Source organism: Microcoleus sp. Pol7_B2, assembly GCF_036701035.1.
Lineage (GTDB): Bacteria > Cyanobacteriota > Cyanobacteriia > Cyanobacteriales > Microcoleaceae > Microcoleus.
The window spans coordinates 34,634-49,680 of the sequence record NZ_JAUBQB010000020.1; the positions used below are offsets into that span (position 1 = coordinate 34,634).

Annotated in this window: 11 protein-coding genes; 6 read left to right on the forward strand and 5 right to left on the reverse strand. The window is 46.9% G+C overall.

Annotated elements, in window-relative coordinates; genetic code table 11:
* Positions 1-154 precede the first annotated feature (154 nt).
* Complete coding sequence (locus QUA57_RS10625; protein ID WP_333060762.1) at positions 155-1,588, reverse strand: phosphoglucomutase/phosphomannomutase family protein; 1,434 nt, start codon at positions 1,586-1,588, stop codon at positions 155-157.
* An 881-nt stretch (positions 1,589-2,469) separates the two neighbouring features.
* Between QUA57_RS10625 and QUA57_RS10630 the strand changes: the two genes are divergently transcribed.
* Positions 2,470-3,564 (forward strand): hypothetical protein, encoded by a 1,095-nt coding sequence (locus tag QUA57_RS10630; protein WP_333060763.1) that lies wholly within the window; start codon positions 2,470-2,472, stop codon positions 3,562-3,564.
* 40 nt (positions 3,565-3,604) lie between these two features.
* Here QUA57_RS10630 and QUA57_RS10635 read toward each other — a convergent pair whose 3' ends face one another.
* From QUA57_RS10635 to nagA, 3 genes are all read right to left on the reverse strand, one after another.
* Complete coding sequence (locus QUA57_RS10635) at positions 3,605-3,997, reverse strand: DUF423 domain-containing protein (RefSeq protein WP_039886547.1); 393 nt, start codon at positions 3,995-3,997, stop codon at positions 3,605-3,607.
* A gap of 215 nt (positions 3,998-4,212) precedes the next feature.
* Entirely contained in the window at positions 4,213-4,899 is a 687-nt protein-coding gene (gene bchM, locus QUA57_RS10640) for a magnesium protoporphyrin IX methyltransferase (RefSeq protein ID WP_333060764.1), read from the reverse strand.
* 208 nt (positions 4,900-5,107) lie between these two features.
* On the reverse strand, positions 5,108-6,337 hold the full coding sequence (gene nagA, locus QUA57_RS10645) for an N-acetylglucosamine-6-phosphate deacetylase (RefSeq protein WP_333060765.1): 1,230 nt from the start codon (positions 6,335-6,337) through the stop codon (positions 5,108-5,110).
* A 234-nt stretch (positions 6,338-6,571) separates the two neighbouring features.
* On the opposite strand from nagA, the gene purE reads away from it, so the two are divergent.
* Both purE and QUA57_RS10655 read left to right on the forward strand, forming a co-directional pair.
* Entirely contained in the window at positions 6,572-7,093 is a 522-nt protein-coding gene (purE, locus tag QUA57_RS10650; RefSeq protein ID WP_333060767.1) for a 5-(carboxyamino)imidazole ribonucleotide mutase, read from the forward strand.
* An 83-nt stretch (positions 7,094-7,176) separates the two neighbouring features.
* Positions 7,177-8,778 (forward strand): ammonium transporter, encoded by a 1,602-nt coding sequence (locus QUA57_RS10655; protein ID WP_333060818.1) that lies wholly within the window; start codon positions 7,177-7,179, stop codon positions 8,776-8,778.
* Between the two features lie 423 nt (positions 8,779-9,201).
* On the opposite strand, the gene QUA57_RS10660 is transcribed toward QUA57_RS10655, so the two are convergent.
* On the reverse strand, positions 9,202-9,804 hold the full coding sequence (locus tag QUA57_RS10660) for an IS607 family transposase (protein ID WP_333060769.1): 603 nt from the start codon (positions 9,802-9,804) through the stop codon (positions 9,202-9,204).
* A gap of 282 nt (positions 9,805-10,086) precedes the next feature.
* Between QUA57_RS10660 and QUA57_RS10665 the strand changes: the two genes are divergently transcribed.
* From QUA57_RS10665 to QUA57_RS10675, 3 genes are all read left to right on the forward strand, one after another.
* A complete protein-coding gene (locus QUA57_RS10665; protein WP_333060771.1) occupies positions 10,087-11,004 on the forward strand; it encodes an SGNH/GDSL hydrolase family protein in 918 nt (305 codons plus the stop codon).
* A 443-nt stretch (positions 11,005-11,447) separates the two neighbouring features.
* Positions 11,448-12,881: an ammonium transporter gene (locus QUA57_RS10670; protein ID WP_333060772.1), complete on the forward strand. Its 1,434-nt coding sequence runs from the start codon at positions 11,448-11,450 to the stop codon at positions 12,879-12,881.
* Positions 12,882-13,155: 274 nt separating this feature from the next.
* Positions 13,156-14,364, forward strand: coding sequence for a 4-hydroxy-3-methylbut-2-enyl diphosphate reductase (locus QUA57_RS10675; protein ID WP_333060773.1), 1,209 nt, complete (start codon positions 13,156-13,158; stop codon positions 14,362-14,364).
* Positions 14,365-15,047: the final 683 nt, after the last annotated feature.

Consider the following 15,047-nt stretch of genomic DNA (forward strand, 5'->3'; position numbering starts at 1 on the left):
CCAAGTGTATTGCAAATATATAACTTGCCCAGCAGTATCGATGATTAATGTTCAGAGGCTTTGCCAGAGTTATCAAAAATACGTAAGGTGCACCGAAGCGCACCTCACAATCCCAAGCGCTAGGGGAAAAACCCCCGTTGGAATAGGTAGAAATTTAAACAGGTTCTAACTGGGAAATTACCTTTTCCATGTGTTGGGCAACTTGGCTTTCTTTTTCCACAGAATTGGTTTCCATGTAAACGCGCATCAAGGGTTCGGTTCCCGAAGGCCGCAGCAGTACCCAGCCACCGTCTTCAAGATAAAGTTTAATCCCGTCTTTGCGGCCGATTTCCTTAACGCCGATACCTGCTATTTCTGTGGGGGGATTCTTGGTAAAAGATTCCAAAACGGCTGCTTTGTGGGCTTCTTCTAGGTGCAAGTCCAAACGTTTGTTGTACAGGGGGCCGTCGGCTTCTTTAATGGCTTCTTCGACTAACTGAGAAAGCGGTTTGCCTTCATAGGCGATCGCCTCAGCAACTAGCATATCAGCCAAAATCCCGTCTTTTTCGGGAATGTGACCCAAAACGCTCAAACCGCCAGATTCTTCGCCACCGATGAGCACCGCAGTTTCCCGCATTTTTTCGCCGATGTATTTAAAACCAACTGCGGTTTCGTAGATTGTTAAACCGTACTTGGCGGCCAAATTGTCCAGCAAGTGGGTAGTTGCGACTGTACGGACGATCGCCCCAGTCAATCCTTTATTCTTAACCAAGTGACGCGCCAGCAGCAACAGTACAGTATTTGGAGTCAAGACATTTCCCAACTCGTCAACAATACCAAAGCGATCGCTGTCGCCATCGGTAGCTAAACCCAAATCCGCCGAATCCTTCTTAACAGCTTCCACCAACTCAACTAACTGTTCGCCCTTGGGTTCCGGCATTCCGCCCCCAAACAGCACGTCGCGGTAGGTATGAAAACTTTCGACATCGCAGCCGCAGTGTTCCAAAACCCCGTCGAGATAGCCGCGAGAAGTCGAGTAGAGAGCGTCGTACTTCACCTTCAACTTAGCAGAGCGAATCCGCTCCACATCGATCAAAGTATAAAGAAACTTCAGATATTCGGGTTTCGGGTCAAAACTGGAGATTTTATCGTTGTGGCTGCCTTTGGCTGGGGCATCAGAAGCACCAGCAATATTTGCCACAATTGTATCAGTAATTTCCGGGGTGGCCGGACCCGCATAGTCGGGGATGTATTTGATGCCGCAGTAAGGTGCGGGATTGTGCGAAGCCGTGAACATCAGGGCTCCTGCAGAGTTGAGATGCTTGGCGCTGTAGGCGATGACTGGTGTGGGGCAATCTCGATCGACCACTTTCACAGTCCATCCCAAATCTGCCAATACTTCCGCCGAGGTGCGGGCGAACTCGTCTGCCAGAAAGCGGGTATCGTAGGAGACTAGAACTGGGCGGTCTTTGGTGTAAGCGGTTTCTAGGTAACTGGCGATCGCCCGGGTGACTTTTCGCACGTTGGCAAAAGTAAAGTCATGGGCAATCAGTCCTCGCCACCCATCGGTTCCGAACTTAATTTCAGTTGAATTGCTGCTAGCGCTCATTTTATCCACTTCCTCTCGTCCTACTAATCCTACCCGAAGCCATAGCCTTAAAGACGTACTGGCCGTGCTGTTTGTGAGGATCGATCGCCCGTGGTGTCCAATCAACCTAATCCTATCGTTCTAGGGACAGGCTTGGGCCTCCGGCAGGACTCGAACCCGCCGGATTTGGCAAAATGTGCGGGCGACCGGGCGAGTCACTCGCTCATTCCGGTTTTGAAGGGTAGTTTGTCGATCAAATGGACGACGATCAATTGGGGGTGATTCCCTACGGGATAGCTTCGCTTCACAGGGAAGCTAAAAAACCGATCGCAAAAAAACGGCCCTGGCAATGCTATTAACTAAATGCACATAAATCTGATTCTCATCTCAAATTTAATTTTTTATTTAGAAAAGCCGATCGTTAAATTTGTTATGGTTTCCTAACAATCGCCAGACTAAAAATACATTTCTAATTCAGCTATAGAAATAAATTAACCAAAGTCACCCCTAGAGCTTGCTGTAGCCTAGCTTCTTAAAGAGATTAGGGCGCTCACCCAAAGCCCTCCAAAACAAAGATCAGGTATTTCAAGCAGAAGTTTTTTTAAGCAGACTTAACTTTAATTCTCAGCTTTTAACACAAATTAAATTTATTTCCAGCCTTCTTTATACGTCAAAAAAATCGATTAGGGTCGCGATCACAGGGTGATGGTGATCGATCGCACAATAAATAACGTTATTAATGTGCAACTTATAAAAGATGCAGGCAGTCGAGCCAAATGGCTTATAGCTTTAAGCGTAATGGCTGATGACTGTCAGCGTACAAAGGCAGAAAATTGTAGTTAACAACGTTAAAAAATAGGGGAATATATCGGGTGCGACTTAATAAAAAAACGAGGTTTATCATGACGGGTATTTCACAAATATCTTCCAAATCTTTACCAGCAGCAGACCAATTTCAACAGGGCGCAAGTCAGGCGTCCCAAGGTATTACCGGACCGGACACTGACAAACTCCCAAAAGCTAGAGGTGTCAGCGTTTCTTCCTTCGCAGTTAGCTGGGCAAAAAAATATTACAGTACAGTGGCGGCACGAGAGAAGCAAGCGCCACGCCAAATTCTCCCCAGCCTCGATTTAATTAATTTTGAGGGAAATAGAGCCCCAATAGTTGACAAATTGACAGATACCCTGAAATTAGCTAGCGAGATAGCTTGGAGTAGAGTAGAAGCTCTTTTAGGGAAACAAATAGACCGGCACGCGATCGATAAGAGCTTAATTAATCCTTTAGAAATTTCCGCCGACACTCGCACCTTATATCAGAAAGCAATAGGCGCTTATGCGGATAGAGAACCTGTTTTCCGGTTGTCAGTGCTGGTGGGAAAAGATATTATCAAAGTGAGGCGAAAATACTCAGAGACAGATCCGTTAGTGCTGGGATTTGTGACAATGGAGTTTCAATACACTAGCAAAATCTTGTTAGGATGTCTTTCGGAGTCAGAGCGAGCGGAATTTGCGCCCTACTTAAAAGTTGTAGACGACTACCTGCACCTTCCCTACGGAGAGATTAACGAGGCTGCGGCGAATCAGCCCCCGAATTCAAGAGCTCTATTAGCCGTTCAGCATTTGTTGCAGCACACGACTCAGATTGCTAGTGCAGTGTACGATCGAGCTAGTGCCCAGCATCAAGGATACCGCAGCAGCAGCGGGTATTTGAGCGATCGCGAGATAAAAATTTCTGGTATCCGGGATGTCGAGATTTTTCAAAGCTATTTGTGCTGGTGCGTTCTGGAAGGTAGCATTCACCCGGTACAGCAAGAATTGTTTCCAATTTGCGTGATGTTGTACCCGAAACTTCATGTAAGTTGGGAGTTAGTGCAGGATATGCTGCTGATTTTATTTTGGGAAATATGCGAGCGGCTTCCTGCTGAAGATTTAACGGTATTTGTACCTTACTTGCGTACTCTGACTGAGATGTTTTCCAGCGATGTTTTTGAAAATTAGATAATTGGAAATTGGGAATTGCCTCACATTTACCAATTGCCTATTTAAAACTAAAAGCTGCGACTGCCAAACATCCCCAACCGGCAATAAAAGCAACTCCCCCCAGTGGCGTAATTGCACCCAGCCATTTGATGTCGCTCAAACTCAGGGCGTACAAACTGCCTGAAAAGATGATTGTGCCGGCAATAAAAGCCCATCCAGCCACTGCAAAAAAGGTTTGAGACTCTTGGGCGCGGCTCAAGAGTAAAGCGACGAGTAATAAAGCCAGGGCATGGTACATTTGATATCGGGCGCCAGTCTCAAAAATGGTTAAAGCTCGATCGCTCAATTGATTTTTCAAAGCGTGGGAGGCGAAAGCACCGCCTGCAACGGATAAACCTCCGAATACGGCTGCCGCTGCTATAAAAATGCGAATTAAAATTAGCGTTGACATAATATTTATTGAATTGGGAAGAAGGAAGAAGGAGGAGGTAAAAACATCTAATTGTTCATATCAAATGTGCGCGGTGCGTGCCTTACTTGTCATTGCGAGCCTCCGCGAAGCAATCGCATAGTAGAGATGTTCACTGGCCTCACTCTGGGAAGGGAAGGTGCGCGGGGCGCACCCTAGGCTGATGATAAATTAGCTTTTTTGCAGATATTTTTAACCTATTTTCGCACAGCTTCCAGCAAGCGAGAATAGTAAAAGCTAGTGCTAGTCATCGCTGTTCTGTTAATAACAAAACCATTGCTTTCTAAGATTTTGATAATATCAGCTTCGCGGTGCTGGTAAGCCCGAGTAGTTTTGCTCGGGCCGGGGAAAAGTTCACCAATTTTTTTGAGGGCGGTGAGTGCTAAAGTTTTGGGTGCAAAACTAAGAATTAGTCGCGATTCGGCGATCGAACTCAGGTGAGCGATCATTTCTGCCGCCTTATTTTGAGGATAGTGGATTAGCACATCCAAACAAATCACTGTGTGGAATTTGCCGGTTAAAGCTTCCAAATCTTGGGCGGCGAAGGAGATGTTGTAGAGCTTGCCGGGAACTGCTGTCGATCGATCGTAAGCTTCTGCTACCATCTTTTCAGAGATATCGCTAGCGCAAACAATTGCCCCAGCGTCAGCCAGAGGAATGCTCAGAGAGCCTACACCGCAACCGGCATCGCAGACACAAAGCCCGGGCAAATTGCCGTCAGCTTGCAGCCATTCGATGACTGTATCCACTGTTTTCTGGTGGCCGGTGCGGATGTCTAGCTGAACTTTATTGACTTTGCCCTCACCGTAAATTCGCTGCCAGCGATCGAATCCCGTCGAGTTAAAATACTGTCTAACAATAGTCTTGTCGTCTACCAAATTCATCGATCTGCCTGCTGCTGAGTTATTGCCAACGGTTAGATATTATATAGCAATCCGGTTCGGAAAATGTGCAACTTGCAACAACAGATTTTAGATGGGCGATTTTTGATTTTCGCTGAAAACGGCACATTTAAAATCTAAAATCTATCGGGTAATACCAGTTGGCTGATTCCCACTTTTTCAATTATTTAATCTAAAAGGGTATAACAGGCTAAAATAGTCGATGCCAAGTCAATTCCTTTGTCGCCGCATTTAAATTCCAGCGCAACAATTGAGTTGCCGATTTGCCAATAATTCCCGAAATTCCGATCGCCCTTCTCGGAGATTCAGTTGCCAGGGCGATCGCACTTTCGGCATCGCAAATCCCCCACTCCACCAAATTCTGCACTCCCGCCAACAGCGGTAGAGTTGTACCCGCCAAAGTAGCAGATTCCAGGGGCGAGTGGTAATCTAATCTTACCCAAGCCGTACCTTTTCTGACTTCAATTTGTCGGGAATCCCAAGGATAAACACCGTCAGGCAAACCCAAAGGAGCCAAAGCATCGCTCACTAAAAAAACGCCTTTTTCATACCTAGCAGCGCGCAGCACAAAATCAATCATTGTCGGAGAAACGTGCTTGCCGTCGGCAATTAAACCGCATTTTACGCCCGGATAAACAATCGCCGCTCCCAACAAACCCGGTTCTCTGTGGTGCAAACTCGGCATCGCATTGAAAGCGTGAGTTACCATAGAAGCTCCCCGCTCAAATGCTTGCTGCGCTTGCTCTGCCGTCGCTTGGGAGTGTCCGAGACTGACGGAAATTCCCAAACTTTGCAAATAGGAAATGACTTCGCCAGTGCTGTCTAACTCCGGCGCTAAAGTAATTATTTTGACAATATCGGCACAATCTCCTAAAACTTGCTTGACATTTTCTATAGTGAGCGGTAATAAAAACTCAACTGGGTGAGCTCCTCGCTTCTGGGGGTTGAGAAAAGGGCCTTCGAGGTGAACACCGAGAATTTCCGCTGTTTTGGGCTGAATTGTTGCCGGAGCAGCGGTTTGTACAGTGCGGATATAATCAGCTATAGTCGAGAGCGATCGCCTAAACTTATCCAGCGAAGTTGTCACTAAAGTCGGCAAAAAAGCATCGACTCCCTGATTCCACAAAAATTGACAAATTTTCGGCAACATTTCCATATGCTTGCTTTCTAAATCGGGAAAAGCAAAACCGAGGGCGCCGTTAATCTGCAAGTCAACACCGCCTAGAGAAAGCCAATCGCCTGCTACATCAAGCACTTGCAAATCGGGAGGACAAATCCGTTTAAATACGGCGTCCATCGGGCAAACTTCTTGAATGATGCCCGTTTCGTCAATAGCAAGCATCTGCAAATCCTTGCAACCGGGGAGGCGAACATTGAGAATATCTGTGCGGGCGGCAGGTGGGGTTGTGACTTGAGTCATCGGATTTTAGATTTTAGATTTTAGATTTTAGGTTTAATATTCGCTACGGATAAATCCGGTGGCTGGCGATGAGGAGGGGGAGCTTTTTGCTTTTTGCTGGCTCCAGGGCTGCTCAGACGGGGGCTTGTGGCAAAATTGCTTTTAAGGCTCAGTTTTTGTACAAAATATCTAAATTTGAGTTAACGCAATCATTTAAAATTAGCATTTATCTGAAATCTCAAATCTGAAAATTTTATGAATCAAGCGACAGTTGGAATTATCATGGGTAGCGATTCGGATTTGCCAACCATGAAAGATGCGATCGCAGTTTGCGAAGAATTCAGTGTTGCTTGCTCCGTGGCGATCGTCTCGGCGCACCGCACCCCCGATCGCATGGTGGAATACGCCCAAACCGCGCACCAACGAGGCTTGAAAGTCATTATCGCAGGAGCCGGGGGAGCGGCGCACCTCCCGGGTATGGTAGCATCTTTAACGCCCTTGCCAGTAATTGGCGTGCCTGTACCCAGCCGCCACCTGCAAGGGGTAGATTCGCTGTACTCGATTGTGCAAATGCCAGCGGGGATACCCGTAGCAACAGTGGGGATCGGCAACGCTAAAAATGCTGGCTTGCTGGCAGTTCAGATACTGGCAGCTCATCAGCCGGAACTGCTAGAGCGAGTCTTGCATTACCGCAAAAATTTGTCCGAATCTGTACTGAAAAAACAAAATCAATTAGAAGAGCTAGGCTATCATAACTATCTCAATCTCAACAAATAATCCATAAACTTTTGTAGTAAGATTGGAAAGTTTTCCGAATATTGCTGAGCTTACTAGCCGTAAAGAGGGTAAAAGTGATTAAAATGACTGTCGGAAAGAAAAAGTCGAAACAAGTCAGGCGGGATGCTTTAAATTTGCCAGCAGCTAAATTTTTTACGAAAGTCAACAGGTTGAAGAAGTTACAACGGGCGATCGCCCGCCTCACTCCAAGTTGGCAAGCCTGCATACCTTTAGCTGCAATCATCGTCTTGGTATGGGGATATGCGGCGGTAGCCCAAACAGCTCCCGCGCCAACCACCGAGGAACAATTAGCCAGCCTTAAGGTGGGCATGGATACCATGTGGGTCATGGTGGCGGCGATGCTAGTGTTCTTTATGAACGCTGGTTTCTGTATGTTGGAAACCGGTTTTTGCCGTCAGAAAAATGCGGTTAACGTGTTGTCCAAAAACTTGATTGTTTTTGCGCTGTCTACGATCGCATATTGGGCGATCGGCTTTGCCTTAATGTTCAGCGACGGCAACGGTTTTATCGGCACCAGCGGCGGATTTTTTCTGTGGAATGTAGCCGACAACAGCCCCGCCACAGGAGAGGCTTATCAAGGTATTTTCGACTCGCTTAACTGGACGGGAGTCCCCCTCAACGCTAAATTCTTTTTCCAATTAGTTTTTGCGGGAACTGCTGCAACGATCGTTTCTGGAGCAGTTGCAGAGCGAGTGAAATTCATTGACTTCTTAATTTTCAGCTTGCTGCTAGTAGGCATTGCTTACCCAATTACCGGACACTGGATTTGGGGCGGCGGCTGGCTCGCAGACTCAGGCTTCTACGATTTTGCCGGTTCGACAGTGATTCACTCGGTAGGCGGTTGGGCTGCTTTGATGGGAGCGGCATTTTTGGGGCCACGGATCGGCAAGTACCGCGACGGCGATACTGTGGCGATGCCGGGACACAATATGAGCATTGCCACCCTGGGCTGTTTGATTTTGTGGTTGGGTTGGTTCGGGTTCAATCCCGGTTCGACAATGGCAGTCGATCCAAATGCGATCGCCCATATTGCGCTCACCACCAACACTGCGGGTGCCTTCGGCGGAGTTGCTGCAACCATTACGGCTTGGCTGTACCTGGGCAAACCCGACCTTTCGATGATTATCAACGGCATCCTCGCAGGCTTAGTCGGGGTAACAGCGAGCTGCGCTTGGATCAACATCCCCAACTCTGCCATAATCGGCACGATCGCCGGTATCCTGGTAGTTTTCGCAGTAACTTTCTTCGACAACTTGAAAATTGACGACCCTGTAGGCGCAACTTCAGTTCACTTAGTCTGCGGCATCTGGGGAACTCTGGCAGTGGGCTTGTTTGCTGACGGGCCGACAACTGGACTTTATACCACAGGCCCGGCAGCCGGATTGCTTGTGGGCGGAGGTTTCGGTCAACTCTGGGCGCAGTTGGTCGGCATTATCTCTGTAGGCGGGATGACCGTGCTGCTGAGTACGATTTTTTGGGCCGCACTCAAAGCTTTGCTGGGTATCCGCGTTTCTGCTTTAGAGGAGGCTGAAGGTTTGGATATCGGCGAACACGGGATGGAAGCTTACACCGGGTTTGTGAAGGAAACTAGCTTGGAAAACAGAAGTGAGACCAGCTACGGCGGTTATGGTGGGGGTTCTGGAGGCAAGACTACCAAACTGTAAAGCGTGCGAAGGGAGCGACCAATTCAGCTTTCGTGTCCTAGATTAGCTATTTATCAGCTAATTCACGCCTTTATTCAGAAAGACCACAATCTGAAATAGCTGCTAAGTTATGGCTGTCTATCGTTGTGCTCGCGTTTCAATCTTCGATGCGAACGCGGGCATAATTTTATTTTTAGTTGACCTTTAATGGCTGACATATGACGTTGCACAATTTGAGGATGATTATGGTGGGGTGTCCCGCCTGCTGTGAAAATACACGCCTTCGCGCTACTAGAGTCCATCCGACCAAAAAAATCCAAATCATCCCGCTATTATGCAACACCTTACATATAGTAGTTGGCGATTGCATGAGATGTGCGCCGCTAATTGGTAATTGGGAATTGAGAATCTGTAACTAACGAACTTTGCAAACTGGTGTATTGATTAGAGTTTACCGGCAATTGCTTTAAGTTCTTCAACGACGCGCTTGTTTTTGGGATTCCTGCTGCCATCAAGGCGGGTGGAGACAACAGTGATTATTTCTAGTATATCTTTAGCTAAATCCTCGTCACAGCTAGTATTTTCGGTTTGATTTATAATCACTACCTCTGTCCCAAAGTGTTCGCACAAATTAAAAATTAGTTCAGAACCAAATCTCAGCAGTCTGTCTTTGTGAGTTAATACCAGCCTTTCTACTTGATTGTCTGCGATCGCCCTAATTAGATGTTGTAAACCCCGCTTACTGTAATTAACCCCAGAACCTACATCATCAATGATTTGGAATTGCCACCCCTGAGATGCACAAAACAATTCCAAGACTTGTTTTTGTCTGTCTAAATCATCTTTTTGGTTGTGACTGCTAACCCGAGCGTAAGCAATGGTTAAAGCGCCGTTGGGTTTTAATCCGAGAAGATTAGCTAGGTCATAGCGTCTGTGACCGTTAGCGGTGCGTTCGGGTATTAGCTTGCCTTCGGCTTCCCACCGACGCAAGGTGGAAGCGCTCACACCTTTAAGTTTGGCTGCTTCAGTTATAGTTAATTTTTTCATTTTTGGATTTTAGCATCAGAAATGGGTAATTTCGGTAAGTTTTAGATATATTTTTGTCCCGGTCTGCGGGTTGGACAAATCCGATTGCGGAGCCAGAAAGTTTGGTAAGCAGATTTTTTATGGTAAAGTAGTGCGAAAAAGCAAAGTTCTGCATCGCCGCCCTTGCCCAACACAGCACAGTGCTTGATTCTTACAAGAATTGAGGCTTTAATTGAGTGGTAAAATTTGATGCAGCAATCAGTGCAAATTATTCGGTGTGAGGCCTGCAAATAGCTTGAGTTTATGGAGAAGTTTGGAGGAGGTAGCAGAAGTAGAACTCATAAATCCCTCTTAGGGATGGAAGTTAGCCGATCGAAAACTGTTCCGGTTTGGGCTTTGCTATCTTTGGTGACGAACGGGGTACTGATATTCACAGTTGCTCAACTACTGCTGCGGGGAAACAACTTGACAGAAAGCTTCCAGGCGAATGATGCGGTGACGGCAGAAGCGGCTGAGGAACAAATTGGCCAACCGGCGATCTCTACAAAGGCAGTGCTAGACGTGCCTGTTGCCGGACCGCGACATAAATGGACTTACCAGCAGTGGGTGACGCAGTTGGGTCGCGAAGCTGAGGCGGCGGCGGCGAATAGACCCTCAAGGCTGAGTGTTTTGGCTGGAGATTCTCTAAGTATGTGGTTTCCGACCAAACTGTTACCAGTCGATCGAATTTGGCTGAATCAAGGGATTTCGGGGGAGACTTCCGTGGGTTTGCTGAAGCGGTTGCAGTTGTTCGATCGAACTGCGCCGGATACGGTGTTTGTGATGATTGGGATTAACGATTTGTTGCGGGGAACCAGCGACGAAGGGATTTTGGACAACCAGCGGCAGATTATTCGCGATTTGCGCTGGGCTCACCCCAAAGCACAAGTTGTTGTGCAGTCGATTTTGCCCCACAGCGGGGAACAAGCTACTTGGGAAAATCGCGATCGCCTGTTGGCGATTCCTAACAGTCGGATTAGGGCAATAAATCGACGGCTGAAAGAAATTGCTAGTTCTGAAAATGTTTTGTATCTGGATTTGTACCCGCTGTTTGCGGATGCTGACGGGAATTTGCCAACTGAACTCAGCACAGACGGCTTGCACCTTAACGATCAAGGTTATCTGGTTTGGCGATCGGCCCTGCAACTGTTCGATCAGATGCAGTTGAAAGATGAGTCATGAGTCATCCGTTTTAAAGATAAAGGATAAAGTAACATTCTCCCTAACTCTCCCCCTCTCCTCCTCCCCCTCTCCCCAACTCAAAACTCTTGCCATCTCCTCAACTCCCCCCTCCCCAAATACTCTGTGGTCACTAGCTATGTCAAGTATCCACTGATAGATTAAGAAATATGATACTTAGCTATTTAGTATAGGGTGATACAGAATAACTGTTGGTACAAATGGTGCAATCCAAAAGGCATAGACCATTGGATTGAGGGTTGACGAATTTAGATGAGTCCGGATATACGAAGTCGGGGGGTTGAGGATTGGGGAATTATCTATTGAAGATTTGTTCCGCTAAAACAGGGACTTAAAACCAAATAACTATTGCATCTAAAATCCTCGCATCTAAAATCGGCTCGGTCTTCCCTGAAAATTGCTGAGTATGAGAAGGTACAACTAACGTGATCAAAAAAAGTTTAACGATCGGCATCATCGCCCTGTGGCTGTTAAGCGTACCGCTGACGGACAATGCCTTAGCTCAAGATGCTGCTGGTACTGCTGCTGCGGTGGCGCCGAATCCGATCGACACCGGCGATACCGCCTGGATGTTGGTCTCCTCAGCACTGGTGCTGTTAATGACACCAGGGCTGGCGTTTTTTTACGGGGGACTGGTGCGATCGCGCAACGTCCTCAACACCATGATGATGAGCTTAGTCATGATGGGAGTCATCGGCGTCACCTGGACGCTGTGGGGCTACAGTTTGGCCTTTGACGTTTCCACTCCAGCGTCCGAAGGCTTTGGTCAAGGGATCGAAAGCTTCATCGGCGGCTTCGACTGGATGTTCTTGAACAAGGTCACAGCGGACACACCAGATCCGATCGGCTACGCACCAACAATACCCCACCAAGTCTTCATGGTTTACCAGATGATGTTCGCCATCATCACTCCAGCCTTGATTTCCGGGGCGATCGTCGAACGGGTAACATTTAAAACCTATTTCTGGTTCGTGCTGCTGTGGTCTACCTTCATCTACTCTCCTTTAGCCCACTGGGTTTGGGGTAGAGGCTGGCTGCAGGCGATCGGATCTCTGGACTTTGCCGGCGGCACAGTGGTACACATTAGTTCCGGTGTTTCTGCGGTTGTCGCAGCTTGGATGATCGGGCCCCGCAAAGACCACTTGAACAAGCCCCACACCCCTCACAACGTACCCTACGTCTTGCTGGGAATAGGGATGCTGTGGTTCGGCTGGTTTGGCTTCAACGGCGGTAGCGCTTTGGGAGCTGGTTCTTTAGCGACAGTGGCTTTTGTCACCACGATGATTTCTGCAGCAGCCGGAGGTTTAACTTGGACAATTGTGGAATGGGTGCTCAGAGGCAAACCGACAGCAGTGGGAATTGCTAGCGGTTTCCTCGCGGGATTGGTGGGAATCACACCTGCGGCTGGATTCGTGCTTCCAGTGGGAGCGCTTTTGATCGGATCGATCACTTCGGTTTGCTGCTTCTTTGCCGTTAGTTTCCGGGCTAAGCTGGGATTTGACGACTCTTTGGATACCTTCCCGATTCACGGCGTCGGCGGAACTATAGGCGCGATTCTGACTGGCGTGTTTGCGACTAAAGCGGTTAATGCTGCCGGCAATGACGGGCTGTTTGCGGGGAATCCGGCGCTAATCGTGACCCAGTTTATAGGCGTTGTAGTTACTTACGTGTTTGCGGCTGTGGGCACTTTTGTGATCCTGAAAATTTTGGGGCAGTTTATGGAACTGCGAGTGCCGTCATCTGCTGAAGACCAAGGTTTGGATATCGGCGAGCATGGGGAAGAAGCTTACGGTGAGGATTTTGCCGGGGGTTTCAGTTCGTTTGAATCGAGTTCTCCTTTTGCGCCTAAGAAGATTTGAAAATAGCCTAAGACTGACGCACTCAAGCCTGTGAAACCCAGTTTCTTTGGAGATTTATCGACTCCCAACCCCGATTTTTCTAATAAACCGGATTTCTTTGCGGGATTTTGTGCATAAGAAGGTTTGAATCTGTGATTGGCAGTCAGAGTCAATAATAGTAGTTGGGTTGCCCCGTTTTGCAATTGTTGCAGGCGGGGTTTTCAAATTTGAGATGAGAATTCTCCAATGGTTCTAAAATCAAAGGTAATTAACCTAGATTTCAACTCGATACCGCATGGATACTAAAGCTTTTAAACGATCGCTCCAACAGTCTGAAAACTACCACCGCAAGGGTTTTGGACACGAAGCTGAGGTAGCTGGGGTAATGCAGACGGCTTATCAAAGCAGTCTGATCCAGCAAATTCGCGACAATAATTACAGACTCGAACGCGGCACAGTTACGATCCGGCTGGCTCAGGCTTTTGGCTTTTGCTGGGGGGTGGAACGCGCTGTAGCTATTGCTTACGAGACTCGCCAGCATTTCCCCTCGGAACGGATTTGGATTACTAATGAGATTATTCATAATCCGTCTGTCAACCAGCATTTGCGGGATATGGAAGTTGGTTTTATTGCTGTTGAGAATGGGCAGAAAAATTTTTCTGTTGTCGATAGTGGCGATGTGGTAATTTTACCTGCTTTTGGAGCGAGTGTGCAAGAAATGCAGTTGCTTAATGATAAGGGCTGCAAGATTGTTGATACTACTTGTCCTTGGGTTTCTAAGGTTTGGAATACTGTTGAGAAGCACAAAAAAAAGGATTATACTTCGATTATTCACGGTCAGTACAAGCATGAGGAAACTGTTGCTACGAGTTCTTTTGCTGATAAGTATTTGATTGTGCTGAATTGGCAAGAAGCTGAATATGTCAGCAATTATATCTTGCATGGGGGCGATCGCGATGAGTTTCTTGCTAAGTTTAGTAAGGCTTATTCTGCTGGTTTTGACCCGGATCGAGATTTAGAAATGGTTGGAATTGCTAACCAAACTACTATGCTCAAAACTGAGACAGAAAACATTGGCAAGTTGTTTGAAAAAACGATGATGCGGAAGTTCGGGCCGGAGAATTTGAGCGAGCATTTTCTGAGTTTTAATACTATCTGCGATGCGACTCAGGAACGGCAAGATGCTATGTTGAGTTTGGTTGAGGAAAAGTTGGATTTGATGCTGGTGATTGGGGGTTTTAATTCTTCTAATACTACGCATTTGCAGGAAATTGCGATCGACAAAACTGTTCCTTCTTATCACATTGATTGTGCGGAGCGCATTTTACCGGGAAATCGGATCGAACACAAGCCTTTGGGGGCTGATTTGGTCGTAACTGAAGGTTGGCTACCGGATGGTAAAATTGTAGTCGGCGTGACTTCGGGTGCTTCTACGCCTGATAAGGTTGTTGAAGATGCGATCGAGCGCATTTTCGCGATGAAAGCAGCGGCTGCGATTGTGTAATTATATTGTTTCGGCACTGCACTCGGAAGCATATTTTTTTCAGTGCAGGGCAAGTGTCTCTTTGCGAGTGCGATCGAGCGTCTCGCTCGCAAAAAGATATAATTATGATGTTCAACTAACTTCAACGCATTAATTCTCTGCAATTACCCGATCGCATTTCTGATTTCTGATACTATTCACCCGCGTCATCGCCTGTGTGAATTTCTCCCTGCCTCCCAAAAATTATTTTTTAAATAAAATATTAAAAATTCGCCTTTTTTTTGGTGGTAAAAAGCTTGACTTCGCTAGTTTGATAAGGTATTATTTTATAATGGAAATAGTAGCTAAATTTAAATTTATTTCACTACTCCCATTATCTAAAATATACCCCAAGAATCAACTGGAGTCAATACGTAAAAACTCTTTTCTTTGCGCCACAATTTGAAACTGCCCAAGGAACACGAACGATACAAAACTTGATACAAAAAAGGCGAATTAAGCTTTGCAGGCTATCTTAGATTGTCTGGTGTCTCCCTGCACCACGAAACGCAAGAGAGCGATTTATTGAATCTCCGACTTAAGAGGGATGCGAGGAGGAGTGAGGCTAAACTAGACACAAGATCGATCGCACATTTGAGCCTTAAATTTATAGGCTTTAGTCGCCGTTTCTGACCGCGCGAAAAATTTGGGTATTCTTAATCCAG

Bases quoted from the DNA above. Each gene is read 5' to 3' on its own strand.
- purE (WP_333060767.1), top strand. From the start codon at position 6,572: ATGAATCAAGCGACAGTTGGAATTATCATGGGTAGCGATTCGGATTTG.
- QUA57_RS10665 (WP_333060771.1), top strand. From the start codon at position 10,087: ATGGAGAAGTTTGGAGGAGGTAGCAGAAGTAGAACTCATAAATCCCTC.
- QUA57_RS10660 (WP_333060769.1), bottom strand. From the start codon at position 9,804: ATGAAAAAATTAACTATAACTGAAGCAGCCAAACTTAAAGGTGTGAGC.
- QUA57_RS10630 (WP_333060763.1), top strand. From the start codon at position 2,470: ATGACGGGTATTTCACAAATATCTTCCAAATCTTTACCAGCAGCAGAC.
- QUA57_RS10635 (WP_039886547.1), bottom strand. From the start codon at position 3,997: ATGTCAACGCTAATTTTAATTCGCATTTTTATAGCAGCGGCAGCCGTA.
- nagA (WP_333060765.1), bottom strand. From the start codon at position 6,337: ATGACTCAAGTCACAACCCCACCTGCCGCCCGCACAGATATTCTCAAT.
- bchM (WP_333060764.1), bottom strand. From the start codon at position 4,899: ATGAATTTGGTAGACGACAAGACTATTGTTAGACAGTATTTTAACTCG.
- QUA57_RS10625 (WP_333060762.1), bottom strand. From the start codon at position 1,588: ATGAGCGCTAGCAGCAATTCAACTGAAATTAAGTTCGGAACCGATGGG.
- QUA57_RS10655 (WP_333060818.1), top strand. From the start codon at position 7,177: ATGACTGTCGGAAAGAAAAAGTCGAAACAAGTCAGGCGGGATGCTTTA.
- QUA57_RS10675 (WP_333060773.1), top strand. From the start codon at position 13,156: ATGGATACTAAAGCTTTTAAACGATCGCTCCAACAGTCTGAAAACTAC.